The organism is Streptomyces sp. NPDC091289, from assembly GCF_044757365.1.
Lineage (GTDB): Bacteria > Actinomycetota > Actinomycetes > Streptomycetales > Streptomycetaceae > Streptomyces.
In genome coordinates this window covers 168,225-191,257 of the sequence record NZ_JBIVUT010000014.1, presented here as the reverse complement: position 1 = coordinate 191,257, position 23,033 = coordinate 168,225, and the positions used below count along the sequence as shown (strand labels likewise).

20 protein-coding genes and 2 tRNA genes are annotated in these 23,033 nt (G+C 72.2%); 11 read left to right on the top strand and 11 right to left on the bottom strand.

From position 1 onward, the window contains the following. Positions 1 to 127 precede the first annotated feature (127 nt). Positions 128 to 200: transfer RNA gene (locus ACIQPT_RS20510), tRNA-Asn, on the bottom strand. 5 nt (positions 201 to 205) lie between these two features. After that, positions 206 to 278 (bottom strand) — tRNA-Asn (locus ACIQPT_RS20505). Positions 279 to 460: 182 nt separating this feature from the next. Between ACIQPT_RS20505 and ACIQPT_RS20500 the strand changes: the two genes are divergently transcribed. The 4 genes from ACIQPT_RS20500 (at position 461) to ACIQPT_RS20485 (ending at position 6,099) form a co-directional block, all read left to right on the top strand. Further along, a complete protein-coding gene (locus tag ACIQPT_RS20500; protein WP_401157350.1) occupies positions 461 to 769 on the top strand; it encodes a YtxH domain-containing protein in 309 nt (102 codons plus the stop codon). A gap of 67 nt (positions 770 to 836) precedes the next feature. Next, positions 837 to 2,288 (top strand): FGGY family carbohydrate kinase, encoded by a 1,452-nt coding sequence (locus ACIQPT_RS20495; protein WP_401157302.1) that lies wholly within the window; start codon positions 837 to 839, stop codon positions 2,286 to 2,288. A gap of 149 nt (positions 2,289 to 2,437) precedes the next feature. Continuing rightward, positions 2,438 to 4,171 (top strand): ABC transporter ATP-binding protein, encoded by a 1,734-nt coding sequence (locus ACIQPT_RS20490; RefSeq protein WP_401157301.1) that lies wholly within the window; start codon positions 2,438 to 2,440, stop codon positions 4,169 to 4,171. Further along, positions 4,171 to 6,099, top strand: coding sequence for an ABC transporter ATP-binding protein (locus ACIQPT_RS20485; RefSeq protein WP_401157300.1), 1,929 nt, complete (start codon positions 4,171 to 4,173; stop codon positions 6,097 to 6,099). The genes ACIQPT_RS20490 and ACIQPT_RS20485 overlap by 1 nt, the downstream gene beginning before the upstream one ends. A gap of 19 nt (positions 6,100 to 6,118) precedes the next feature. On the opposite strand, the gene ACIQPT_RS20480 is transcribed toward ACIQPT_RS20485, so the two are convergent. From ACIQPT_RS20480 to ACIQPT_RS20460, 5 genes are all read right to left on the bottom strand, one after another. Beyond that, positions 6,119 to 7,219 (bottom strand): RNA polymerase sigma factor, encoded by a 1,101-nt coding sequence (locus ACIQPT_RS20480; protein WP_401157349.1) that lies wholly within the window; start codon positions 7,217 to 7,219, stop codon positions 6,119 to 6,121. Between the two features lie 209 nt (positions 7,220 to 7,428). Beyond that, on the bottom strand, positions 7,429 to 9,357 hold the full coding sequence (gene dnaG, locus ACIQPT_RS20475) for a DNA primase (protein ID WP_401157299.1): 1,929 nt from the start codon (positions 9,355 to 9,357) through the stop codon (positions 7,429 to 7,431). A 93-nt stretch (positions 9,358 to 9,450) separates the two neighbouring features. After that, positions 9,451 to 10,710 carry an NAD(P)/FAD-dependent oxidoreductase gene (locus ACIQPT_RS20470; protein WP_401157298.1) on the bottom strand — a complete coding sequence of 420 codons (1,260 nt, stop codon included), beginning with the start codon at positions 10,708 to 10,710 and terminating at the stop codon, positions 9,451 to 9,453. Between the two features lie 134 nt (positions 10,711 to 10,844). Further along, a complete protein-coding gene (locus ACIQPT_RS20465; protein WP_401157297.1) occupies positions 10,845 to 12,266 on the bottom strand; it encodes a deoxyguanosinetriphosphate triphosphohydrolase in 1,422 nt (473 codons plus the stop codon). A 53-nt stretch (positions 12,267 to 12,319) separates the two neighbouring features. Further along, on the bottom strand, positions 12,320 to 13,258 hold the full coding sequence (locus ACIQPT_RS20460) for a sirohydrochlorin chelatase (protein ID WP_401157296.1): 939 nt from the start codon (positions 13,256 to 13,258) through the stop codon (positions 12,320 to 12,322). A 294-nt stretch (positions 13,259 to 13,552) separates the two neighbouring features. On the opposite strand from ACIQPT_RS20460, the gene ACIQPT_RS20455 reads away from it, so the two are divergent. After that, on the top strand, positions 13,553 to 14,245 hold the full coding sequence (locus ACIQPT_RS20455) for a vancomycin high temperature exclusion protein (RefSeq protein ID WP_401157348.1): 693 nt from the start codon (positions 13,553 to 13,555) through the stop codon (positions 14,243 to 14,245). Between the two features lie 69 nt (positions 14,246 to 14,314). On the opposite strand, the gene ACIQPT_RS20450 is transcribed toward ACIQPT_RS20455, so the two are convergent. From ACIQPT_RS20450 to ACIQPT_RS20440, 3 genes are all read right to left on the bottom strand, one after another. Further along, a complete protein-coding gene (locus tag ACIQPT_RS20450) occupies positions 14,315 to 14,794 on the bottom strand; it encodes a gamma-glutamylcyclotransferase family protein (protein ID WP_401157295.1) in 480 nt (159 codons plus the stop codon). Beyond that, complete coding sequence (cutA, locus tag ACIQPT_RS20445; protein WP_401157294.1) at positions 14,791 to 15,132, bottom strand: divalent-cation tolerance protein CutA; 342 nt, start codon at positions 15,130 to 15,132, stop codon at positions 14,791 to 14,793. The genes ACIQPT_RS20450 and cutA overlap by 4 nt, the downstream gene beginning before the upstream one ends. A gap of 78 nt (positions 15,133 to 15,210) precedes the next feature. Next, entirely contained in the window at positions 15,211 to 15,825 is a 615-nt protein-coding gene (locus ACIQPT_RS20440; protein ID WP_401157293.1) for an NADPH-dependent FMN reductase, read from the bottom strand. Positions 15,826 to 15,923: 98 nt separating this feature from the next. Here ACIQPT_RS20440 and ACIQPT_RS20435 point away from each other — a divergent pair, with 98 nt between their 5' ends. From ACIQPT_RS20435 to ACIQPT_RS20420, 4 genes are all read left to right on the top strand, one after another. Further along, the gene (locus ACIQPT_RS20435) at positions 15,924 to 16,739 is read left to right on the top strand and encodes an aminotransferase class IV family protein (protein WP_401157292.1); all 816 of its coding nucleotides are present in this window, start codon (positions 15,924 to 15,926) and stop codon (positions 16,737 to 16,739) included. Positions 16,740 to 16,795: 56 nt separating this feature from the next. Next, on the top strand, positions 16,796 to 17,257 hold the full coding sequence (locus ACIQPT_RS20430) for a DUF5990 family protein (RefSeq protein ID WP_401157291.1): 462 nt from the start codon (positions 16,796 to 16,798) through the stop codon (positions 17,255 to 17,257). Between the two features lie 386 nt (positions 17,258 to 17,643). Further along, positions 17,644 to 18,189, top strand: coding sequence for a hypothetical protein (locus tag ACIQPT_RS20425; protein WP_401157290.1), 546 nt, complete (start codon positions 17,644 to 17,646; stop codon positions 18,187 to 18,189). A gap of 115 nt (positions 18,190 to 18,304) precedes the next feature. After that, positions 18,305 to 18,937: a class F sortase gene (locus tag ACIQPT_RS20420; protein WP_401157289.1), complete on the top strand. Its 633-nt coding sequence runs from the start codon at positions 18,305 to 18,307 to the stop codon at positions 18,935 to 18,937. A 75-nt stretch (positions 18,938 to 19,012) separates the two neighbouring features. Here the strand turns inward: ACIQPT_RS20420 and ACIQPT_RS20415 are convergent, their stop codons facing one another. Next, positions 19,013 to 19,804 (bottom strand): TSUP family transporter, encoded by a 792-nt coding sequence (locus ACIQPT_RS20415; protein WP_401157288.1) that lies wholly within the window; start codon positions 19,802 to 19,804, stop codon positions 19,013 to 19,015. 167 nt (positions 19,805 to 19,971) lie between these two features. Here ACIQPT_RS20415 and nirB point away from each other — a divergent pair, with 167 nt between their 5' ends. Next, the gene (nirB, locus tag ACIQPT_RS20410) at positions 19,972 to 22,596 is read left to right on the top strand and encodes a nitrite reductase large subunit NirB (protein WP_401157287.1); all 2,625 of its coding nucleotides are present in this window, start codon (positions 19,972 to 19,974) and stop codon (positions 22,594 to 22,596) included. Beyond that, positions 22,596 to 22,955 carry a nitrite reductase small subunit NirD gene (gene nirD, locus ACIQPT_RS20405; RefSeq protein ID WP_401157286.1) on the top strand — a complete coding sequence of 120 codons (360 nt, stop codon included), beginning with the start codon at positions 22,596 to 22,598 and terminating at the stop codon, positions 22,953 to 22,955. Before nirB ends, nirD begins: the two co-directional genes overlap by 1 nt. Positions 22,956 to 23,033 lie beyond the last annotated feature (78 nt).

Genomic DNA, 23,033 nt, shown 5'->3' with positions numbered 1-23,033 from the left:
GCGTGCTGCCCGGTTGCAGGAGAGATCGAGGAGACCCGAAAGAGTTGCTCCGGAGCCCCTCGGGCGCCCCGGGAGGGCAGCGGCCGGGGACGCGAAAAAGGACCCCTAAGGGCCCTCTTCCGTTCCGCTCCCCCGACTGGACTCGAACCAGTAACCCTCCGGTTAACAGCCGAATGCTCTGCCAATTGAGCTACAGGGGATCGCGCTCCCCCGACTGGACTCGAACCAGTAACCTGCCGGTTAACAGCCGGCTGCTCTGCCAATTGAGCTACAGGGGATTGCTGCGTTGCTGCGAAATCTTACCTGCCTGGCGGCTGCCGGGCGGCGCGCGTTCGCTGCGACACATACATTAGCGCAAGCAGGGGGGTGCTCCGCCAATCGGTATCGCCCGGGGTGATCTCGGGTGCTCGCGGGTAGGCGGGCTGCACACGTCGCACCAAGCGTAGGAAGGGTGGCAGCCATGCGGTACCGGCTCACGTTCATCGCCGGAGTGGCCCTCGGTTACGTGCTCGGCACGCGAGCCGGGCGCGAGCGATACGAGCAGTTGAAGAAGTCGGCCCGGCAGTTCACGGAGAACCCCGCCGTGCGCAACGCCGCCGAGAGTGCCGCGCACAGCGGGCGGGACATCGCGGGCAAGGCGTACCACTCGGTCAGCGACAAGGTCGGGGACAAGGTGCCCGCCTCCGTCGCCGAGCGGGTCCGGTCGCTGCGGGAGCGCAGCAGCCACAACGGCGGCGCCGAGGACGACTGGGGGACCACGAACACCTGAGCGACGGGGGCCCGGCGGCCGAAGGCATCGGTTACGGGAAAGTCGCGGGGTGCGGCAGAATCTCCGTATGGGCATAGTCGCGGGGTTGGACAGTTCTTCCGCCTTCACTCACATCGTCGTCTGCGACACGGATACGGGCGCCGTGCTCCGGGAGGGGTACGCCGCCCACCCGGTCGAGGCCAAGGCCAGCGAGGTCGATCCGCAGGCCTGGCTGCTCTCGCTCGGTGAGGCGGCCTCCGGCGGGCTGCTCGAAGGCGTGCAGGCCATCGGGGTCTCCGCGCAGCAGCACGGGCTCGTACCGCTGGACCGGCAGGGCAATCTCGTGCGTCCCGCGCTGCTCGGCAACGACCGGCGGGCGCAGGTCGCCGCGGCCGATCTCGTCGACGCGCTGGGCGGGCGGCAGGCCTGGGCGGAAGCCGTCGGGGCCGTGCCGGGGGCCGCGCAGCCGGTGGCGAAGCTGCGCTGGCTGGCGCGGACCGAGCCGGAGAACGCCCAGCGGGTGGCCGCCGTGCTCCAGCCGCACGACTGGCTCGTCTGGCAGTTGCTGGGCCGGCCCGCCCGGCGGACCACGGACCGGGGCGCGGCCTCGGGCACCGGCTACTGGTCGGCCGGGTCCGCCTCCTACCGGCCCGATCTGGTCGAGCTGGCGCTCGGGCACTCCGCCGGGCTGCCCGAGGTGCTCGGCCCGGCCGACTCCGCCGGGATGACGCCCGAGGGGCTGCTGATCTCCGCGGGGACCGGCGAGACCATGGCCGCGGCCTTCGGGCTCGGGGTCGCGGTGGGCGACGCGGTGGTGTCGCTGGGGGCCTCCGGGTCCGTGATGGCGGTGCACCACGAGGCGCTCGCCGATCAGAGCGGCATGATCACCTCGTTCGCCGACGCCACCGGGATGCATCTGCCGGTCGTCCATCTCTCCAATGCTGTGCGTGCGTTGCGGGGGACCGCCGAGATGCTGGGGCTGGACGGGCTGGAGGAGCTGTCCGCGCTGGCGCTGAAGTCCACCCCGGGGGCGTCGGGGCTGGTTCTGCTCCCCTACCTGGAAGGCGAGCGCACCCCGCAGCTTCCGCACACCGCGGGCACCCTGAGCGGACTGCGGCGCGAGTCGATGAAGCCGGAGCACCTGGCGCGCGCCTCGTTCGAGGGGATGCTCTGCTCGCTGGCCGACGCCCTCGACGTACTGCGCGGGCGGGGTGTCGAGGTGCGGCGCGTCTTTCTGCTCGGCGCCGCCGCCGAGCTGCCCGCCGTGCAGGCGCTGGCTCCGGCGGTGTTCGGCACCCAGGTCGTGGTGCCGCAGCCCGCCCAGTACGCGGCGATCGGCGCGGCCCGGCAGGCGGCCTGGGCGCTCGGGGTCTCGCAGGGCTCCCTCGACCCGCGCACTCCCCCGGCCTGGCAGGGCGCGGCGGCCCAGGTGCTGGAGCCCGGCGACGAGCTGGCGGTCGGCGGTGCGGTGCGTCAGCAGTACGCGGCGACCCGGGACCAGATTCACCCCGGGGCCTTCGGCGGCGTCCACCCGGAGTGAGGCCGGGCGACGGTGTGCGACCGGAGCGCGTGGGGTTTCCCCGCGCGCTCCAGGTTTGACCCGGGCTTGGTGAAAAGGGTTCGCTCTCGGAGTACGGCGTACGCGAAACTGGGTCGGCCTCTGCCTTCCGCCGATTCCGAGAGACCCGCGTGCTCATAAAACTCCTGCGGACCCATCTGGGCCCGTACAAGAAACCCATCGTGCTGCTGGTGTTCCTCCAGCTGCTCCAGACCTGCGCCACTCTGTATCTGCCCAGCCTGAACGCCGACATCATTGACAACGGTGTCGTCACGGGCGACACCGGCTACATCCTGGAGTTCGGCGGTCTCATGATCGCCGTCAGTGTTCTCCAGGTGCTGTGCAATGTGGGGGCCGTCTATTACGGGGCACGGACCGCCTCCGCCCTCGGGCGTGATGTGCGGGCCGCCGTCTTCGACCGGGTGCAGTCCTTCTCCGCCCGTGAGCTGGGGCGCTTCGGGGCGCCCTCCCTGATCACCCGGACCACCAACGACGTCCAGCAGGTCCAGATGCTGGTCCTGCTGGCGTTCACGCTGATGGTGTCGGCCCCGATCATGTGCGTCGGCGGCATCATCATGGCGCTCGGCCAGGACGTGCCGCTCTCCGCGGTGCTGCTGGCGGTCGTGCCGGTGCTCGGTGTCTCGGTCGGCCTCATCGTGAAGAGGATGCGGCCGCTGTTCCGCACCATGCAGGAGCGGCTGGACGGTGTGAACCGGGTGCTGCGCGAGCAGATCACCGGCAACCGGGTCATCCGGGCCTTCGTCCGGGACGGGTACGAGGAGAAGCGGTTCCGGGGTGCGAACACCGAGCTGACCGATGTGTCGGTGGCGACCGGGCGGCTGATGGCGCTGATGTTCCCGACCGTGATGACGGTGGTCAACCTGTCGTCGGTCGCGGTGGTGTGGTTCGGCGCGCACCGGATCGACAGCGGCGGGATGCAGATCGGTGCGCTGACCGCGTTCCTCGCCTATCTGATGCAGATCGTGATGGCCGTGATGATGGCCACCTTCATGTTCATGATGGTGCCGCGCGCCGAGGTGTGCGCCGAGCGCATCGAGGAGGTGCTCGGCACCGATTCGAGCGTCGTGCCGCCGCTCGCGCCGGTCACCGAGCTGCGGCGGCACGGGCATCTGGAGGTGCGCGGGGCCGAGTTCCGGTATCCGGGTGCGGAGGAGCCGGTGCTGCGGGCGGTCGATCTGGTGGCGCGGCCCGGGGAGACCACCGCGGTCATCGGGTCGACGGGCAGCGGGAAGTCCACGCTGCTCGGCCTCGTACCCCGGCTGTTCGATGTGACGGACGGCGAGGTGCTGGTCGACGGCGAGGACGTGCGGACGCTGGAGCCGGTGCTGCTGGCGAAGACGGTGTCCCTGGTGCCGCAGAAGCCGTACCTCTTCTCGGGGACGGTCGCGACGAACCTGCGGTACGGGAACCCGGACGCGACGGACGAGGAGCTGTGGCACGCGCTGGAGGTGGCGCAGGCCAAGGAGTTCGTCGAGGCGCTGGAGCACGGGCTCGACGCGCCGATCGCGCAGGGCGGCACCAATGTGTCCGGCGGTCAGCGGCAGCGGCTCGCGATCGCGCGGACGCTGGTGCAGCGCCCGGAGATCTATCTGTTCGACGACTCGTTCTCCGCGCTGGACTACGCGACCGACGCGGCGCTGCGGGCGGCGCTCGGGCGGGAGACGGCCGGGGCGACCGTGGTGATCGTGGCGCAGCGGGTGTCCACCATCCGTGACGCGGACCGGATCCTGGTGCTGGACGAGGGCCGGGTCGTGGGGTCCGGAACCCATCACGAGTTGATGGACGGCAATGAAACGTACCGGGAGATCGTGCTCTCCCAGCTGACAGAAGCGGAGGCCGCGTAATGGCCGGTCCGGGCGGACGGATGATGGCCGGGGGCGCGCCCACCGATCGGTCGATGGACTTCAAGGGGTCGAGCAAGCGGCTGCTGAAGCGGTTCGGCCGGGAGAAGTCCTCGCTGTGGCTGATGCTGGCCGCGGTGACGGTGAGCGTCGGTCTCTCGGTGGCCGGGCCGAAGATCCTCGGCAAGGCGACCGACCTGATCTTCGCCGGTGTGGTCGGGCGCGATATGCCCGAGGGCACGACGAAGGCGCAGGCGATCGAGGGGCTGCGCGAGGAGGGCCGCGGCTCCATGGCCGACATGCTCTCGGGGGTGAACTTCACCCCGGGCGAGGGCATCGACTTCGGGGCGGTGGGGAACGTCCTGCTGGTGGCCCTGGTGATCTATGTCGGGGCCGGGCTGCTGATGCTGGTGTCGACGCGGCTGTCGATCCGGGTGATCAACCGGACCGTGTTCCAGCTGCGCGAGGACCTCCAGACGAAGCTGGCGCGGCTGCCGCTGTCGTACTTCGACCGGGCCAAGCGCGGTGAGGTGCTGAGCCGGGCGACGAACGACATCGACAACATCTCGCAGACGCTGCAGCAGACGATGGGCCAGCTCATCAACTCGCTGCTGACGATCGTCGGCGTGCTGGTGATGATGTTCTGGATCTCACCGCTGCTGGCCCTGGTCGCGCTGGTGACGGTCCCGCTGTCGGTGGTCGTGGCGACGCAGGTCGGCAAGCGGTCGCAGCCGCAGTTCGTGCAGCAGTGGCGGGTGACGGGGAAGCTCAACGCCCATATCGAGGAGATGTACACCGGGCACAACCTGGTGAAGGTCTTCGGCCGGCAGGAGGAGTCCGCGCGGGACTTCGCCGAGCAGAACGACGCGCTGTACGAGGCGGGCTTCAAGGCCCAGTTCGCCAGCGGTCTCATGCAGCCGCTGATGTTCTTCATCTCGAACATCAACTATGTGCTGGTCGCGGTGGTCGGCGGGCTCCGGGTCGCCTCGGGAACGCTGTCGATCGGTGACGTCCAGGCGTTCATCCAGTACTCGCGGCAGTTCTCGATGCCGCTGACGCAGGTCGCCTCGATGGCGAACCTGCTGCAGTCCGGCATCGCTTCGGCGGAGCGGGTCTTCGAGCTGCTGGACGCCGAGGAGCAGGACGCGGATCCGGAGGACGGCGAGCGCCCGAAGCGTCTTGACGGCCGGGTCTCGCTGGAGAAGGTCTCCTTCCGCTACGAGCCGGAGAAGCCGCTGATCGAGGATCTGTCGCTGAGCGTGGAGCCGGGGCAGACCGTCGCGATCGTCGGTCCGACCGGGGCGGGCAAGACGACGCTGGTCAACCTGCTGATGCGGTTCTACGAGGTGACCGGCGGGCGGATCGCGCTCGACGGGGTCGACGTGGCGAAGATGTCCCGGGACGATCTGCGGTCCTCCATAGGCATGGTGCTCCAGGACACCTGGCTGTTCGGCGGGTCGATAGCCGAGAACATCGCGTACGGCGCTTCGCGCGAGGTCACCCGGGAGGAGATCGAGGAGGCGGCCCGGGCGGCGCACGCGGACCGGTTCATCCGGACGCTGCCCGACGGGTACGACTCGGTGATCGACGACGAGGGCTCCGGGGTCAGCGCGGGCGAGAAGCAGCTGATCACCATCGCGCGGGCGTTCCTGTCCGACCCGGTGATCCTGGTCCTCGACGAGGCGACCAGTTCGGTGGACACCCGGACCGAGGTGCTGATCCAGAAGGCGATGGCGCGCCTGGCCCACGGGCGTACGTCGTTCGTGATCGCACACCGGCTCTCCACGATCCGGGACGCGGACGTGATCCTGGTGATGGAGAGCGGCTCGATCGTCGAACAGGGCACGCACGAGGCGCTGTTGGCGGCCAAGGGCGCGTACGCACGGCTGTACGCGGCCCAGTTCGCGGAGGCGCTGGCCGAGGTGGACTGAGGGTCGTACGGCCGGTGGATCAGTCGAGGTAGCCGCGGAGTTGGTCGGCGAAGGCGTGGTCCCGCAGCCTGCTGAGGGTCTTGGACTCGATCTGGCGGATACGTTCGCGTGTCACGCCGAAGATCCGGCCGATCTCCTCCAGGGTGCGGGGCCGCCCGTCCTCCAGGCCGTACCGCAGTTGGACGACCTTGCGTTCGCGTTCGCCGAGGGTGGAGAGCACCGCCTCCAGGTGTTCGCGCAGCAGCAGGAAGGCGGCGGACTCGACGGGCGAGGTGGCGTCGCCGTCCTCGATGAGGTCGCCGAAGGAGACGTCGTCCTCCTCGCCGACGGGGGCGTGCAGGGAGACGGGCTCCTGGGCCAGGCGGAGGACTTCGGTGACCCGCTCGGGCGTCAGGTCCAGCTCTACGGCGATGTCCTCGGCGGTCGGCTCGATGCCGCGTTCCTGGAGGAGCCGGCGCTGGACCCGCACGACGCGGTTGATCAGTTCCACGACGTGGACCGGGACGCGGATGGTGCGGGCCTGGTCGGCCAGCGCGCGGGACATGGCCTGGCGGATCCACCAGGTCGCGTACGTGGAGAACTTGTAGCCCCGGGCGTAGTCGAACTTCTCCACGGCCCGGATCAGTCCGAGGTTTCCCTCCTGGACCAGGTCGAGCATGGTCAGCCCGCGGCCCACGTAGCGCTTGGCGACGGAGACGACGAGGCGGAGGTTGGCCTCGATGAGGCGGCGTTTGGCCGTGCGGCCCAGCACCACCAGGCGGTCCAGGTCCCCGGCGAGGCGGGAGTCGAGGTCCGGGGTGCCCGCGAGGCGTTCCTCGGCGAAGAGCCCGGCCTCGACGCGGCGGGCGAGTTCGACCTCCTCGACGGCGGTGAGCAGCGGGATGCGGCCGATCTCGCGCAGATACTGCCGGAACAGGTCGGAGGTGGGGCCGCCGGAGTCCGCCCGGTTCCGCGGCTCCGGGGGGTCGGGGAGGTGCGTCGCTTCCACCATGACTGCCTCGGGTGCGTGTCCGGGCGGGCCGGCCGGGGTCTCCGGGTGGTGCAGAGCCCTGTTCTGCGCGGGAATGGCTGGGACGGCCGCGAGGGGCTCGGTCGTGGTCGTCACGGTCCGGGTCTGCACGGGGGCGACCTCCAGGTGATCGCTGCCGGATGACGGGGTGGAGGTCTGCCCGGCCCCCGGGGTGCTCCCCTGCGGACCGGCGTGCTCCGATGACTCAGACATTCCCCAGTGTGGGGTACGACACACGACTGTCACGAGGGGCGTGCGAGGACTTTCTGATTCCGGTCCGTCACCGGGTGGTTACCGGGCCATGGCGGGGCGCGGGTGGCTCAGAGCGCGGCGGCGCCGTGGGCGCGCAGGGACTGGGCGTACTGCTGGAGCACCCAGACCTCGTTCTGTGCGGCGGCCAGGTCCTGGGGGGCGACGTTGCTGCCGAGGCGGGCGAGGCTGCCCTGTACGTCGTCGATGCGGCGGTCCACGGCGCGCAGCCGGACGTGGACGAGCTGCATGCCGGCGTAGGTCTCGTCGATGGTCTTGCCGATGAAGACCTCGACGGCGAGCTCCGTGACGAGGCTGCGGACGGTGTTGTCGGGGGCCGCGTCCATGACGGCGACCAGATATTCGCGGTTGTCGGCGAGGCCCTGCTCGGCTCCGCCCGCCTCCTCGATGCACCGGCGCACGGCGGCGTAGGGCGGGGCGGTGAACTCGTCCACGCCGTAGGCGTCGAAGGCCGGGGAGACCAGGGCGGGCTTCTGGAGGGCCAGCTTGAGCAGCTCGCGCTCGGTGCGGTGGGCGGGGCTGCGGAGGTTGAGCGCGGGGCCGGAGAAGCCGGGGGCGGGGGCGGCCTGCTGCGGCGCGCCGCCGCGGGTGGACCGGGGGCCCTGGGGCCCGCCGCGGCCGCCGCGCTCCCCGTGGTCGCCGCCCTTGTCGCGGGCCCAGCGGGCGAGCTGGGCGACGCGGTGGACGACGAACTCCTGGTCGAGGATGCCGACGAATCCGGCGAGCTGGACGGCGACCTCGCGCTGCACGCTGCTCGTCTTGATCTTGGCGACGACTGCGGCGGCCTCGTCGAGCGCGGCGGCGCGTCCGGCCGGGGTCTCCAGGTCGTACCGGCCGACGATCTGGCGCAGCGCGAACTCGAAGAGCGGGGTGCGGGGCTCGACCAGGTCGCGCACGGAGTCGTCGCCCTTGGCGAGCCGCAGGTCGCAGGGGTCCATGCCGTCCGGGGCGATGGCGATGTACGTCTCGGCGGCGAACTTCTGGTCGTCCTCGAAGGCGCGCAGGGCGGCCTTCTGGCCGGCCGAGTCGCCGTCGAAGGTGAAGATCACGCGGGCGCTGCCGTTGTCCATGAGGAGGCGGCGCAGGATCTTGATGTGGTCGTTGCCGAAGGCGGTGCCGCAGGTGGCGATGGCGGTGGTGACCCCGGCGAGGTGGCAGGCCATCACGTCGGTGTAGCCCTCGACGACGACCGCGCGGCTGGCCTTGGCGATGTCCTTCTTGGCCAGGTCGATGCCGTAGAGCACCTGGGACTTCTTGTAGATCGGGGTCTCGGGGGTGTTCAGGTACTTCGGGCCGTTGTCGTCGTCGCGGAGCTTGCGCGCGCCGAAGCCGACGATCTCCCCGGCGGTGTCGCTGATCGGCCACATCAGCCGGCCGCGGAAGCGGTCGATGGGGCCGCGGCGGCCGTCCTGCGAGAGCCCGGAGGTGATGAGCTCCTTGTCGCTGAAGCCCTTGCCGCGCAGATAGCGGGTGAGGTGGTCCCAGCCGGCCGGGCTGTAGCCGACGCGGAAGTGGGTGGCGGCGTCCTGGTCGAAGCCGCGCTCGGCGAGGAACTTGCGGCCGATCTCGGCCTCGGGGCTCTCCAGTGCGCGGACGTAGAAGTCGGCGGCGGCCTGGTGGGCCTCGATCAGCCGGATGCGTTCGCCGCGCTGGTGGGAGGGGTTGTAGCCGCCCTCCTCGTACCGCAGGGTGATGCCCGCCTTGGCGGCGAGGCGCTCGACCGTCTCCGAGAAGGAGAGGTGGTCGATCTTCATCACGAAGGCGATCGTGTCGCCGCCCTCCTGGCAGCCGAAGCAGTGGAACAGGCCCTTGCCGGGGCTGACCTGGAAGGAGGGGGACTTCTCGTCGTGGAAGGGGCAGAGACCTTTGAGGTTTCCGCCGCCCGCGTTGCGCAGCTGGAGGTATTCGGACACGACGGAGTCGATCGGGACCGCGTCCCGTACCGCTTTCACGTCGTCGTCATTGATCCTGCCAGCCACGTGTGAAGTCTACGGGTGGGCTCGGACAACCTGGGCCCCGGCGGGCGGTCGGCCGGGGTGCGGGCCGTGCCGCCCACGCCCCGGCCGTGCGTCTCAGAGCAGGGAGTCCAGCGGGACCGACGGGTCGGCGAGGGCTTCCGGGTCGTGCTGCTGGCGGGCGCGGATCAGCTCCTGGATCGTTTCGGTGACATCCCACACGTTGACGTTCATCCCGGCCAGGACGCGGCGGTCCTTCAGCCAGAACGCGATGAACTCCCGCTTTCCGGCGTCGCCCCGGATGATCACCTCGTCGTAGGAGCCGGGCGGGGCCCAGCCGGAGTACTCCAGGCCCAGGTCGTACTGGTCGGAGAAGAAGTACGGGACGCGGTCGTACGTCACCTCCTGGCCGAGCATGGCGCGGGCGGCGGCCGGTCCGCCGTTCAGGGCGTTGGCCCAGTGCTCGACGCGCAGCCGGGTGCCGAGCAGCGGGTGGGCGGCGGCGGCGACGTCCCCGGCGGCGTAGATGTGCGGGTCGGAGGTGCGCATCGAGGCGTCCACGGCGATGCCGCCGCCGTGGGCGCGCTCGGCCATCTCCAGCCCGGCGGCCTCGGCGAGGGCGGAGCGCGGGGCGGCGCCGATCGCGGCGAGGACGTCGTGGGCGAGGTGCTCCTCGCCGTCGTCGGTGCGGGCGGCGAACACCATGCCGTCCTGGCCGGTGATCTCGGTGAGGCGGGCGCCGAAGTGGAAGCGGACGCCGTGCGCGCTGTGCAGTTCGGTGAAGATCTGGCCCAGCTCGGGGCCGATGACCTGGTGCAGCGGGGTGGGCTCGGCCTCGACGACGGTGACCTCGGCGCCGTAACCGCGGGCGGCGGCGGCGACCTCTAGGCCGATCCAGCCGGCTCCGGCGATGACCAGGTGGCCGTTGTCGCGGCCGAGGGCGGCGAGCACATTGCGCAGCCGGTCGGCGTGGGCGAGGCGGCGCAGGTGGTGGACGCCGGCCAGGTCGGTGCCGGGGATGTCCAGGCGGCGCGGTTCGGAGCCGGTGGCCAGCAGCAGCTTGTCGTAGTGGATGACGGTGTTGTCGCCGAGCTGCACGGTCCTGGCGTACCGGTCGAGCGCGGTGACCGGCTGGCCGAGGTGCAGCTCGATGTCGGCGCCCGCGTACCAGGGGCGTTCGTGGGTGAAGACGCTGTCGCGTTCGGCCTTGCCCTCCAGGTAGCCCTTGGAGAGCGGCGGGCGTTCGTAGGGGTGGTCGCGCTCGTCGCCGATGAGGATCACCCGGCCGGTGAACCCTTCGGCGCGCAGTGTTTCGGCCGCCTTCGCCCCTGCGAGTCCTGCTCCGACGATGACGAACGTCTGGTGTGCGTCGACCACGTGATGCCTCCTCAGTGCTGTGCTGCGCGGCGCCCAGCTGCGAGCGTCCCGCACGCAGCGTGATGGCGAAAGAGGGTGTGCCCCGGACAGGTCACACCCAGTGGTCAGATGTCCGGCCCCTTCCAGTCTGCCGGTCAGTCGCGACGGGCGGTGAGCGCGGCGTGCAGGGATCGTGCGGAGGCGTCGGTGAGGGCGGCGATCTGGTCGACGAGGACGCGCTTGCGGGCGTGGTCGTCGGGCGCCTGGTCGAACAGGGCGCGGAAGTGCGGTTCCAGGCCCTCGGGGGCGCGGGCGGTGAGGGCGGCGGCCAGCTCGGCGATGACGATGCGCTGGTCGGCGCGGAGGGTCTCCTGCTCGGCGCGCTGCATCACGTAACGGTCGGCCACCGCCTTGAGCACCGCGCACTCGTGGCGCACGGCGCGCGGGACGACCAGCTCGGCGCCGTACCGGCCGAGGCGGCCGGGGCCGTACACCGCGCGGGTCGCGGTCTCGGCCTCCGTGCAGAAGCGGCCGATGAGCTGGCTGGTGGCGTCCTTCAGGCGGGCCTGGGCCACGGCGGAGCCGTCGTAGCCGTGCGGCCACCAGTCCTGGTCGATCAGCCGGTCCAGGGCCTCGGACAGCTCCTGCGGGTCGGTGCCGGCCGGGACGTACCGGCCGATGGCGACGGCCCAGATCTCCTCGCGCTCCGGCTCGGCGTAGAGGCAGTTGGGGTCGATGTGCCCGGCGTGCAGCCCGTCCTCGAAGTCGTGGACGCTGTACGCCACGTCGTCGGACCAGTCCATCACCTGGGCCTCGAAGCAGGTGCGGTCCTCGGGGGCGCCCTTGCGGGCCCAGGCGAAGACCGGGAGGTCGTCGGCGTACACCCCGAACTTGGCCGAGTGCGGGTCGGTGGGGTGCGCGCCGCGCGGCCAGGGGTACTTGGTGGCGGCGTCCAGGGCGGCCCGGGTGAGGTTGAGGCCGACGCTGACGAGGTCGCCGGTGCGCGGGTCGCGGACGAAGCGCTTGGGTTCCAGGCGGGTGAGCAGCCGCAGCGACTGGGCGTTGCCCTCGAAGCCGCCGCAGTCGGAGGCGAAGTCGTTGAGCGCCTGTTCGCCGTTGTGGCCGAACGGCGGGTGGCCCATGTCGTGGGCGAGGCAGGCGGTCTCGACCAGGTCCGGGTCGCAGCCGAGGACCGCGCCGAGCTCGCGGCCGACCTGGGCGCACTCCAGGGAGTGGGTGAGCCGGGTGCGGGGGCTGGCGTCCCAGACGAGGGAGCGGGTGCCGGGCGTGACCACCTGGGTCTTTCCGGCGAGTCGGCGCAGGGCGGCGGAGTGCAGGACCCGGGCGCGGTCGCGCTGGAAGGCGGTGCGGCCGGGGCGCTTGTCCTCCTCGGTGTCGAAGCGCTCGGTGTCGGCGGAGCCGTAGGGGCCCGCTCCCCGACCGCTCCGGGTGCCGTGTGCACTGTGCGTACCGTGCGTGTCGTGCGCACCTTGCGTGTCGTGCGCACCTTGCGTGTCGTGCGTGCCGTGCGTGCCTTGTGCCGGTTCTGCCCCGTGTGCGCCCTGTGTGCCGTCCATGGTTCCGACAGTAGCGACCGGGACGGACAACGTGGCGTGAGCGGGCCCGGATGTCAGGCGGAAGCGAGCAAGCTCACCGCGTCGGCCGGGGCGCGGACGCCCTCTGCGGCGGACCGTGCCTGGTCGTAGCGGTGCAGCACGAGGCGGGCCATCGCCGGGTGCGCACCGAGCGGGGCGGCGGCCCGGTGCGGTGCGGCTTCGGCGGAAGCACTCGCGAAGCGGCCGGGGGCGGTGAAGTAGGAGGCGACGAAGGCCCGGTGGCGGCCGCGCGCGGCCAGCGCGCGCAGGGCGGTGGAAACGGTGGGCGTGGTGGCGGAGGCGTACGCGGGGACGACGGGGACACCGAGGCGTTCGGCGAGCATGCGGGCGGTGCGCCGGGTGTCCTGGGCCGAGTCGGGGTCGCGCGATCCGGCGGCGGCGAGGACCACGGCGGCGCCCCGCCCGCCCCGGTCGGCGGGGTCCCAGCCGGCCTCGACGAGCCGCCCGTACAGCGCCTCGACGAGCAGCGGGTGCGGCCCGAGGGGCGCGGCGATCCGGGTGCGTACGCCGGGGGCGGCGGCCGTCGCGGCGGGCAGGTCGCGCTTGACGTGGTGGCCGCGTCCCAGGAGCAGCGGTACGAGGACGGCTTCGGCCCCGCGCAGACCGTCGAGGGTGTCCGGGAGCAGCGGCCGGTTCAGCTCGATGTGGCCGAGCCGGACGTCGAGGCCGGGGCGCAGTTCGCGGACCCGGTCCAGGAGGGCCAGCACGGTGCGCGGGGCCTCCGGGTCGCGGCTGCCGTGCGCTACGGCGACCAGGGACGGGGCGGGTGCGCCGCGCCGGTCCTGCGCGGGGCGGTCGTACTGCCGGGTGCGGTGCATGGGCCTGCGGGTTCCGTTCCGGGAGACGAGGCTGAGCTGGGCGCCGAGCCGGTCGGTGATACGGGTGAGGAGCTGCGCGGTGCTGTCGGGCAGCGGGGGCGGCTGGTGAGGCTGTTCCGGGGCCTGCTCCGTCATGGACCGATGGTGCCGGTCGGAGGTTGCCGGGCCGTTGCGCGAGGGTCACGGGTGTTTTCCGCCGCCTCACCGCGGGGGTGGGAGCGGTGTGCGTACGCCGGTGTCGGATGCCACAACCGGCGCGGCGGGCGAACCTTCGCGGCATTCCGGTCGTCAAGGGGGGTGAAGGGGCGAACGGATGAGTGGGGGTTGGTTCGGGTGCGCGGGAAGAGCGGGAAGAGCGGGAAGTCCGCCGGTACCGGGGAGAGACGGACGGCGCTCGGTCGGTGGCGGGAAGGGTTCTGGTGGCCCGCCCTGCGGCTGCCGGGGCGGCCCGCCGTTCTGCGGCTGCCGCGCACCCGGCGGGTCCAGCGGCGGCTGGTGCAGGGGCTGATGGCCGCCTGTGTGCTGGCGCTCGTGCCCGCGACCTGGATGCGTCTGGAGGCCGGCGACCGGGTGGGCACGACGGCCGAGGCTCCGGTTCGGGAGGTGGCCGTGGTGTTCGGCGCCGGGCTGTGGAAGGGCCGGCCGACCCCGTATCTCGCGCACCGGCTGGACGCGGCGGCCGAGCTGTACCGCACCGGGAAGGTGAAGGTCGTCCTGGTCACCGGGGACAACAGCCGGGTGGAGTACGACGAGCCGGACGCGATGCGCACGTATCTCACCGGGCGCGGGGTGCCCGACGAGCGGATCGTGAGCGACTACGCCGGGTTCGACTCCTGGGACTCCTGCGTCCGGGCCAAGAAGATCTTCGGCGTCGACCGGGCGGTGCTGGTGAGCCAGGGCTTCCACATCCACCGGGCGGTCACGCTGTGCCGGTCCGCCGGGATCGACGCGTACGGCGTCGGGGTCGACGAACCACGGGACTCCGTCTGGTACTACGGCGGCGCCCGGGAGCTGGCGGCCTCCGGCAAGGCGGCCCTGGACGCCCTGTTCCGGCCCGACCCGCGCTTCCTGGGGCCGCAGGAGCCGGGCGTGACGGAGGCCCTGGCCGCCGGGGCACGCTGACGGGCCCGGGGCACGCCGACGACCCGCCCGGGCGCGGCGCGGGCCGCTTGCGCCGGGTGGGTGAGGCTCCTAGGGGGTGCGGCCGGTGGTCCACCGCCCTCCGGGGACGAGGACGCCGCCGGTCCGCAGCGAGCGGGTGACGGCGGTCGCGGCGAGGTAGACCCAGGCGCGCACGGACCCGCCGGTTGCCGGCGCCCCCTCGGCCGGCAGCTCGACCTCGCGGACGACCCGTTCGTACAGGTTGCGCGGGTGGCCGGGGCCGAGGTACTCCTCCAGGTGGTCCAGGAGCCCGAGCAGTTCCCCGTACACCCCGGGCGCGGCGACGAGCAGGGTGCCGTGGACGCGGCCGTGGCCGTCGATCGCGTACGGGTAGCCGGGGCCGTCGTAGAGCAGGGCCCGGGGCAGCACGGCCGGCCGCTCCCCCGCCGTACGGCCCCGGAGGAACAGGTCGTGGTTGGGTTCGCCCGGCAGGAGCGTCCCGTACACGAAGAAGGGCAGCTCGGCGGCGACGGGGCCGCCGGGGACGGGTGTGGTCACGGTCGCCGTCACAGGGCTGCCGGGGGCGCCGTCTCCGCCGTCACCCAGCCGAGGTAGCGGGCACTGCCCCGGATCACCGGCAGGGCGATGATCTCCGGTGTGTCGTAGTCGTGCTCCCGCTGGATGTGCTCCTCCAGTTCGTCGTAGCGCTCCGACGTCGTCTTGAGGAGCACCTGCCACTCCTCGGTCGTCTCGATGGCGTTCTGCCACCGGTAGACGGAGGTGACGGGGGCGGAGATCTGCGCGCAGGCCGCCAGCCTGGCCTCCACCGCCGACCGGGCCAGGGCCTGGGCCTTGTCCTCGCTGTCGGTCGTGGTCAGTACGGTCAGCCATGCCGGCGGCGCTGTCATCGTCGGTCTCCTCGGAATGCGGACTACGGCGGGCTCCCTGCCCGTGGGCCTTCGATCCGATTGTCGGCCCACGGGGCGTCAGGCGCCGTACGGACGGAGATTCCGGGCGTCGCGCAGGGCGGTGCCCCACCACACCAGCTGGTCCAGCAGCGTCTTGGCCGCCGCGTCGGCCGGCCCCGGGTCCAGATGGCGTCCCTGGTCGTCGAAGAGGGCGCCGGCGTTGTGGAAGGACACGGTGTCGCGGACGGTGACGGTGTGCAGTTCGGCGAAGACCTGCCGGAGCTGTTCGACGGCCCGCAGCCCGCCGGAGATGCCGCCGTAGCTGACGAAGGCGACGGGCTTGGCCTGCCATTCCGCGTTGTACCAGTCGATGAGGGTCTTCAGCGGTGCGGGGAACGAGTGGTTGTACTCGGGGGTGAGGACGACGAAGGCGTCGGCCGCCGCGAGCCGGGCGGAGACCGCGTCGAGCCGCGCCGCCTCCTCGGGCCCGGGGCTGAAGGTGATCGCGGCGGGCAGGCCGGCCTCGGCGACGTCGATCAGTTCGGTCTCGATGCCGGGGTGGCCCGCCGCGCGGGCCAGGAACCAGTCGGCGATGACGGGTCCGAAGCGGCCGTCGCGGTTGCTGCCGAGGATGACGGCCACCTTGAGGAGGGCGGACGATACGGAAGGCGTGGATGCTGCTGTGGTGTCCATGGCGTTGAGCTTTCTGCCTCAACCTTGGTTGAGGTCAAGCCCCGTCCGTCCGGAGTCCACCCGCCCGCGGACTCGGACAGCGCGCATACGGTGGCCGCATGACGACGTACCCGCCGAGCACACCCCTGCCGTACATCGAGTTCGACGGCCGCCCGGCCACCGAGGAGACCCTGCGGATCCCCGCGCTGTACGGCTACGGCCACTTCACCGCCCTCCAGGTGCGGGACGGGAAGATGCGCGGCCTCGGTCTGCATCTCGCCCGGCTGGACGCCGCGAACCGGGAACTGTTCGAACTGCCGCTGGACGGCGACCGGGTGCGGGAGCTGATCCGGCACGCCCTGGACGGCGCGGGGCTGCGGGACGCCTCGGTGCGGGTGAACGGTTATCTGCTGCCGCCCGGCGGGGCGCGCACGACCCTGATGGTGACGGTCCGGGAGCCCGCCGTCATGCCGGCCGGGGCGCGGAGCCTGATGTCGGTGCCGTACACGCGCACGGCCCCGCACATCAAGCGGCCGGGCGAGTTCGGGCAGACGTACTACGGGTTCCTGGCCGGGCGGGCGGGGTTCGACGAGGCGCTGCTGACCGCGCCGGGCGGCGTGGTGGCCGAGGGGGCGGTCACCAACATCGGCTTCTGGGAAGGGACTTCGGTGGTGTGGCCCGACGCCCCGGCGCTCACCGGCACCACGATGACCCTGCTGGAGCAGGGCCTGGCCCGGGCCGGGCGGCCGTCGGTGCGCCGCCCGGTGACGCTGGAGGGCCCGGACGGGGTGGGCCGCTACCGCGCCGCCTTCGTCTGCAACTCGCAGGGCATCGCGCCGGTGCGGCGGATCGACGGCACCGGGTTCGCGGTCGACGAGGAGCTGATGAGGGAGCTGGGCGCGGTGTACGAGAGCACTCCGGCAGACGCCGTGTGAGGCGCCCCGGGCAGGGGTCGGGCCCGGCCGGCCCGACTGTGCCGGACCATGGGGGCATGCAGATCCATATCGAGGCCTCGACCCTTCCCGGCCGCAGCTGTGGCCCGGACAGCGACTTCCCCGGGTACGAGAACATCCACGTCGGCGTCCAGCGCAAGGACCGGCCGGGCGAGCTGCTCGGCCTGCACCCCGGGGACGCCCCCTCCGCCTCGTGGGTGCTCGACTGCACGGCCACCGCGACGGCGGACGGGATCGAGGTGTCGGGTCCCTACGTCCAGAACCGGCTGGGCGGGCGGTTCGTCTATCTGTCGTGGGGCACGGTGGACGACGCCGGGGTCTTCACCATGTTCCGACGCGCCAAGCTGATGTTCAGCGACATCGATCCGGACGTCCTCGAAGCCGCCGCGCGCTCCGGGCATCTCACCGGGCGGCTCGGGCTCGTCGACGCCAAGGGGCAGCCGCTGTGCGCCCGGGTGCGTCCGCCGCAGATCATCTGGAGCGCCACCGAAGAAGCGTGAGCATCCCGTACGGCAGCGGCCGGAGGCGGATCCGACACCGCCCCCACCGGTCCAGGGGGGGGTTGGACCGGTGGGGGCGGGTGCCGTGGGGGGCGGGGATCCGTCCCGTGGGGGGTGTCTTGCGTGTGCCCGGGGCCCGCGAGGTCACACATGTGACCTGCGTCACATTCACTGTCCCCGCCTCACCCGATCGGCACCAGGACCGGAAGCGCGGACCGAACGGCCCAGTCGCACCGCCGCGACCTGCGGTGATCCATTCCGGCAAGGGTGCCGCGCCGGTCCGTACGGGTGAAAGCTGACCTGGCGTCAGAAGGCGTGGCGGGCCGCGCCCCCGTTGGCTCGGGGTCAGGACACACCCGCTCGCGCCGTCTGCCCGGAGGATCCCCATGCGCAGTCCTGCCCGCCTCGTGACCGGTACCGTCGGTGCCGCGTTCACCGTCATCGCGTTCGGTCTCACCGCCGCCGCTCCGTCCGCGTACGCGGGTGACTTCGGCCGTCTGGAGATCACCCCGGCGACCGCGGCCCCCGGCGCCACCGTCACCGTGAACACCACCGCCTGCGGCAAGAAGGGGTCGGGCATCGGCGACGCGAACTCCCTGGACGCCGGGGACTTCGAGGTACGCCCCGGCACCCACAAGGAGGTCGTGGTCGGCCAGTTCACCGTGCCGCACGACACCCGGCCCGGCACCTACGAGATCGTCGTCTCCTGCGACAACGGCAAGGACGCGGTCGGCGACCTCAAGGTGATCGGCGGCGGCAAGCACGACAAGCCCATCCACGACCGCCCGTCCGGCCATGTGCGGACCGGGGTCGGCGGCAGCGTCGAACCGAACTCCACGCAGGTCGCCCTCGGCGTCGGCGTGATCGGGCTCGCCGCCGTCGGCGGGCTGTGGCTGCTGCGCCGCCGCTCCGAGGGCACCGAAGGAAGCTGAACCCGCCGCTCCGCGGGCATCCGAGGAAGCCGAACCGTCGCTTCCCCTCTGACCGGGCGGGGCGCGTCCCCGAGCGCGCCCCGTCCGCCCCGGACCACCGACCGAGGACGACGCCGTGTCACCGAGCGCGCAGAAGGCCAAGGGCTGGCTGGTGGGCATCGCCGTGCTGTGCGGCATCTGGCTCGTCCAGAACGGCCCCGGCGGCCAGCTGATCCCGCCGCAGCCCTCCAGCGCCCAGGCCTTCGCCGCCGGGCCCCAGCTCCAGCCCGGCTCCCCGGTCGCCGAGCCGCTGGACCCCTCCGAGCCGGTCCGGATCCGTATCCCGAGCATCGAGGTGGACGCGCCGATGACCCGGCTGGGGCTGGCCGCCGACGGCAGCCTCGACGTCCCGCCGGACGAGAACCGCAACCTCGCGGGCTGGTACGGGGGCGGCGTGCCGCCCGGCGCGCGGGGCACCGCGATCGTCGCCGGGCACGTGGACAACGCGGACGGGCCGTCCGTCTTCTACGCCCTGGGGGCGCTGACCAAGGGGACCAAGGTCGAGGTGGTCCGCAAGGACGGGCGCACGGCCGTGTTCTCGATCGACGCCATCGAGGTCTACGACAACGACGACTTCCCCGACCAGCGCGTCTACGGCGACTCCCCGCACGCGTCGCTCCGGCTGATCACCTGCGGCGGCGGCTTCTCGAAGGAGACCGGCTACCAGGGCAACGTGGTGGCGTACGCGCACCTCACCGATGTGCGCTGACCTCGTCGATGTGCGCTGACCTCATCGATGTGCGCTGACCTCACCGGCGTGCGCTGAACACACCGCCCGGAAGCGCTACGCGTTCCACTGGTCGAACCCGAGCTTGGCGACCAGCGAGAACACCACCGTCAGCAGCACCGCCCGGACGAAGCCGCTCCCCCGGCTCAGCGCCATCCGGGCCCCGATCATCCCGCCCGCCAGGTTGAAGACGGCCATCACGGCCGCGAGCTGCCACAGCACCGTGCCCTGGTACGCGAACATCGCGAGCGCCCCCGCGTTGGTGCACACGTTGACGATCTTCGCGGTGGCCGACGCGGTCACGAGGTCCAGGTGGAGCACGGCGGTCAGGGCCAGCACCAGGAAGGTGCCGGTGCCCGGCCCGAACAGCCCGTCGTAGAAGCCGATCCCGCCGCCGACCAGCACGATCGCGGTGACGATCCGGGCCCGGGTGACCGGCCGGTCCGTGCCGTCGCCGGCCGCGGCCGTGCCGAAGGACGGGCGCAGCATCACGAAGGCCGCGACCCCGAGCAGCACGACCATGATCACCGGCCGGAGCGCCTCGCTGCTGATCCCGGCGGCGAAGAACGCCCCGGCCATCGACCCGGCGACCGCCATCAGGCCGACCCGCACCGCCAGCCCCACCCGCACCGGGGCCTTGCGCAGGAAGGTGACCGCGGCGCCCGAGGTGCCCACGATCGCGACGGCCTTGTTGGTGCCGAGGACATGGGCCGCCGAGACGTGCGGCAGGCCGAGCAGCAGCGCGGGCAGGAGCAGCAGTCCGCCGCCGCCCACCACCGCGTCGATCCAGCCCGCGGCGGCCGCGGCGAGGCAGAGAAGGATCAGGGTCGTCAGGGTTATGTCAGGCACGAACCGACATTAGACGCCTGTCGCCCATGCCTCCTCAACCGGTCCCTCACAGGGCCCCTGCCCGGCCGCTGAGCGCAAGGTTCCGCCCGGGAAACAGGCGGGATGCGGCCGGGTAACACCCCTCGCCCAGGCTCGGGGCATGAGGACAACCGACGGAGGCCACTGAGATGCCGGAGCCCACCTTCGAGCCGCGTACCACCGCCGCCGCCTCGAACAGCACCCCGAACTCCCTGGCGCACACCGCCGTTCCGACGATCGTGGTCGTCGGGCACGGCATGGTCGGCCAGCGGTTCCTGGAGGCCCTCGCCGACCGCGGGCTGACCCCGGCGGCCGGCGTCGCCCGGGTCGTCGTGCTCTGCGAGGAGCCCCGGCCCGCCTACGACCGGGTGCGGCTCACCTCGTACTTCGACGGGCGCGGCCCCGAGGAGCTCTCGCTGGTGGAGCCGGACTTCATGGACCGGCACGGCATCGAGCTGTACGTCGGCGACCCGGCGGAGAGCGTCGACCGGGCGGGGCGGACGGTGACCGCGCGGTCCGGGGCGGTGTTCCCGTACGACACGCTGGTGCTGGCGACGGGTTCGTACCCCTTCGTGCCGCCGGTGCCGGGGAAGGACGCCCGGGGCTGCTTCGTGTACCGGACCATCGAGGACCTGCTCGCGATCGAGGAGTACGCGAAGGGCGCGGCGACCGGTGCGGTGGTGGGCGGCGGGCTCCTCGGTCTGGAGGCGGCCGGGGCGCTGAAGGGGCTCGGGCTGTCCACCCATGTGGTGGAGTTCGCACCCCGGCTGATGCCGGTCCAGGTGGACGAGGGCGGCGGCGCGGCGCTGCTCCGCACCATCGAGGACATGGGGCTCGCCGTGCACACGGGGGTCGGTACGCAGGAGGTCCTGGCGGGCGCGGACGGCGCGGTGACCGGGATGGCCCTCTCCGACGGCTCCTCGCTCGACGTCGATCTCGTCGTCTTCTCGGCGGGCGTCCGGCCCCGGGACCAACTGGCCCGGGAGTGCGGTCTGGCGGTCGGGGAACGCGGCGGGATCGTCGTGGACGAGGAGTGCCGGACCTCGGACCCGGCGGTGTTCGCGATCGGCGAGTGCGCACTGGCCGCCGACGGCCGGGTGTACGGGCTGGTCGCGCCGGGCTACGAGATGGCCCTGGCGGCGGCCGAGGTCATCGCGGGCGGGCGCTCCGCGTTCACCGGGGCGGACCTGTCGACGAAGCTGAAGCTGCTCGGTGTGGACGTGGCCTCGTTCGGCGACGCGCACGGGGCGGCCGAGGGGTCGCTCGACGTCGTCTACTCCGACGCCCGGTCGGGCGTCTACAAGAAGCTGGTGATCGGGCCGGACGGGACCCTGCTGGGCGGGGTGCTGGTCGGGGACGCGGACCAGTACGGCATGCTGCGGCCGATGACGGGCACGGTGCTGCCGGTCGCCCCCGAGCAGCTGGTGCTGCCGGCCGGGGCGGGCGGCCCGGTGGCCCTCGGCCCCTCCGCACTGCCCGACGAGGCGGTGATCTGCTCCTGCCACAACGTGACCAAGGGCGCGATCTGCGAGCACAGCGCCCTGCCCGAGGTGAAGAAGTGCACCAAGGCCGGTACGGGCTGCGGCAGTTGCCTGAAGGTGATCGGGCAGCTGATGCCGCCGCCCGAGGACGCGGGGCTGTGCGGCTGCTTCCCGTACAGCCGCAGCGAGCTGTACGAGATCGTCCGCACCCTGGAGGTCACCTCCTTCACCGCCCTGCTCGACTCGCACGGCCGCGAGGAGGCACGCGGCGGGGACGGCTGCGAGGTCTGCAAGCCGACGGTCGGCTCGGTCATCGCCTCGCTGGCCCCCACGGTCGGCGCGAGCGGCTATGTGCTGGACGGCGAGCAGGCCGCGCTCCAGGACACCAACGACCACTTCCTGGCCAACCTCCAGCGCAACGGGTCGTACTCGATCGTGCCGCGCATCCCCGGCGGTGAGATCACCCCGGAGAAGCTCATCGTCATCGGCGAGGTGGCCCGGGACTTCGGCCTCTACACGAAGATCACCGGCGGCCAGCGCATCGACCTCTTCGGCGCCCGCGTCGACCAACTGCCGCTGATCTGGACCCGGCTGGTGGACGCGGGCTTCGAGTCCGGGCACGCGTACGGGAAGTCGCTGCGCACGGTGAAGTCCTGTGTGGGGCAGACCTGGTGCCGCTACGGCGTGCAGGACTCGGTGAAGATGGCGATCGATCTGGAGCTGCGCTACCGGGGCCTGCGCTCCCCGCACAAGCTGAAGTCGGCGGTCTCCGGCTGCGCCCGCGAGTGCGCGGAGGCCCGGGGCAAGGACTTCGGGATCATCGCCACCGCCCAGGGCTGGAATCTGTACGTCGGCGGCAACGGCGGGGCTACCCCGCGCCATGCGGACCTGCTGGCGCAGGATCTCTCGGACGCCGAGCTGGTCCGGCTCATCGACCGGTTCCTGATGTTCTACATCCGCACCGCCGACCGTCTCGAGCGCACCTCGGCGTGGCTGGAGCGGATCGACGGCGGCCTGGACCACGTCCGGGACGTGGTGGTGCACGACTCGCTGGGCCTCTGCGAGGAGCTGGAGCGGCTGATGGCCGACCATGTCGCGGGCTATCGCGACGAGTGGGCGGAGACCATCGACGACCCGGAGCGGCTGCGCCGGTTCGTCACCTTCGTCAATGCCCCCGACGCCCCCGACCCCTCGGTGAGGTTCGTTCCGGAACGGGACCAGATCAAGCCCGATCTGGAACTGCTCGCGGGACCCGTCCTCGCCGTCCGCACCCTCGAAGGGACCGCATCCTGATGGCCATGGCGACGATCACGACAGCGCGGGGCACCGGATCCGTCCGGCTCGCCCACGGAAAGACCTGGCTGACGGTGTGCGAGCGGGGGCTGCTGACCCCCGGGCGGGGGGTGGCGGTGCTGCTGCCGGACGGGGACCAGGCGGCCGTCTTCATGGACCGGGCCGGCCAGGTGTACGCGATCGGCAACCGGGACCCGTTCACGGGGGCGTACGTCCTCTCGCGCGGGCTGCTCGGCTCCGCGGGCGGGCGGCCGTTCGTGGCCTCGCCGCTGCTGAAGCAGCGCTTCGACCTGGCGACGGGGGCGTGCCTGGACGACGAGGAGGCGGCGGTACCGGTGTTCTCCGTACGGGCGGACTGACCGCGGGGGGGGATCTTGAGGGGCGCGCGGCCTGCGCAAGCCCTCCGCCGCCCGTTCACCTTCCCTTGACGCTCCGTC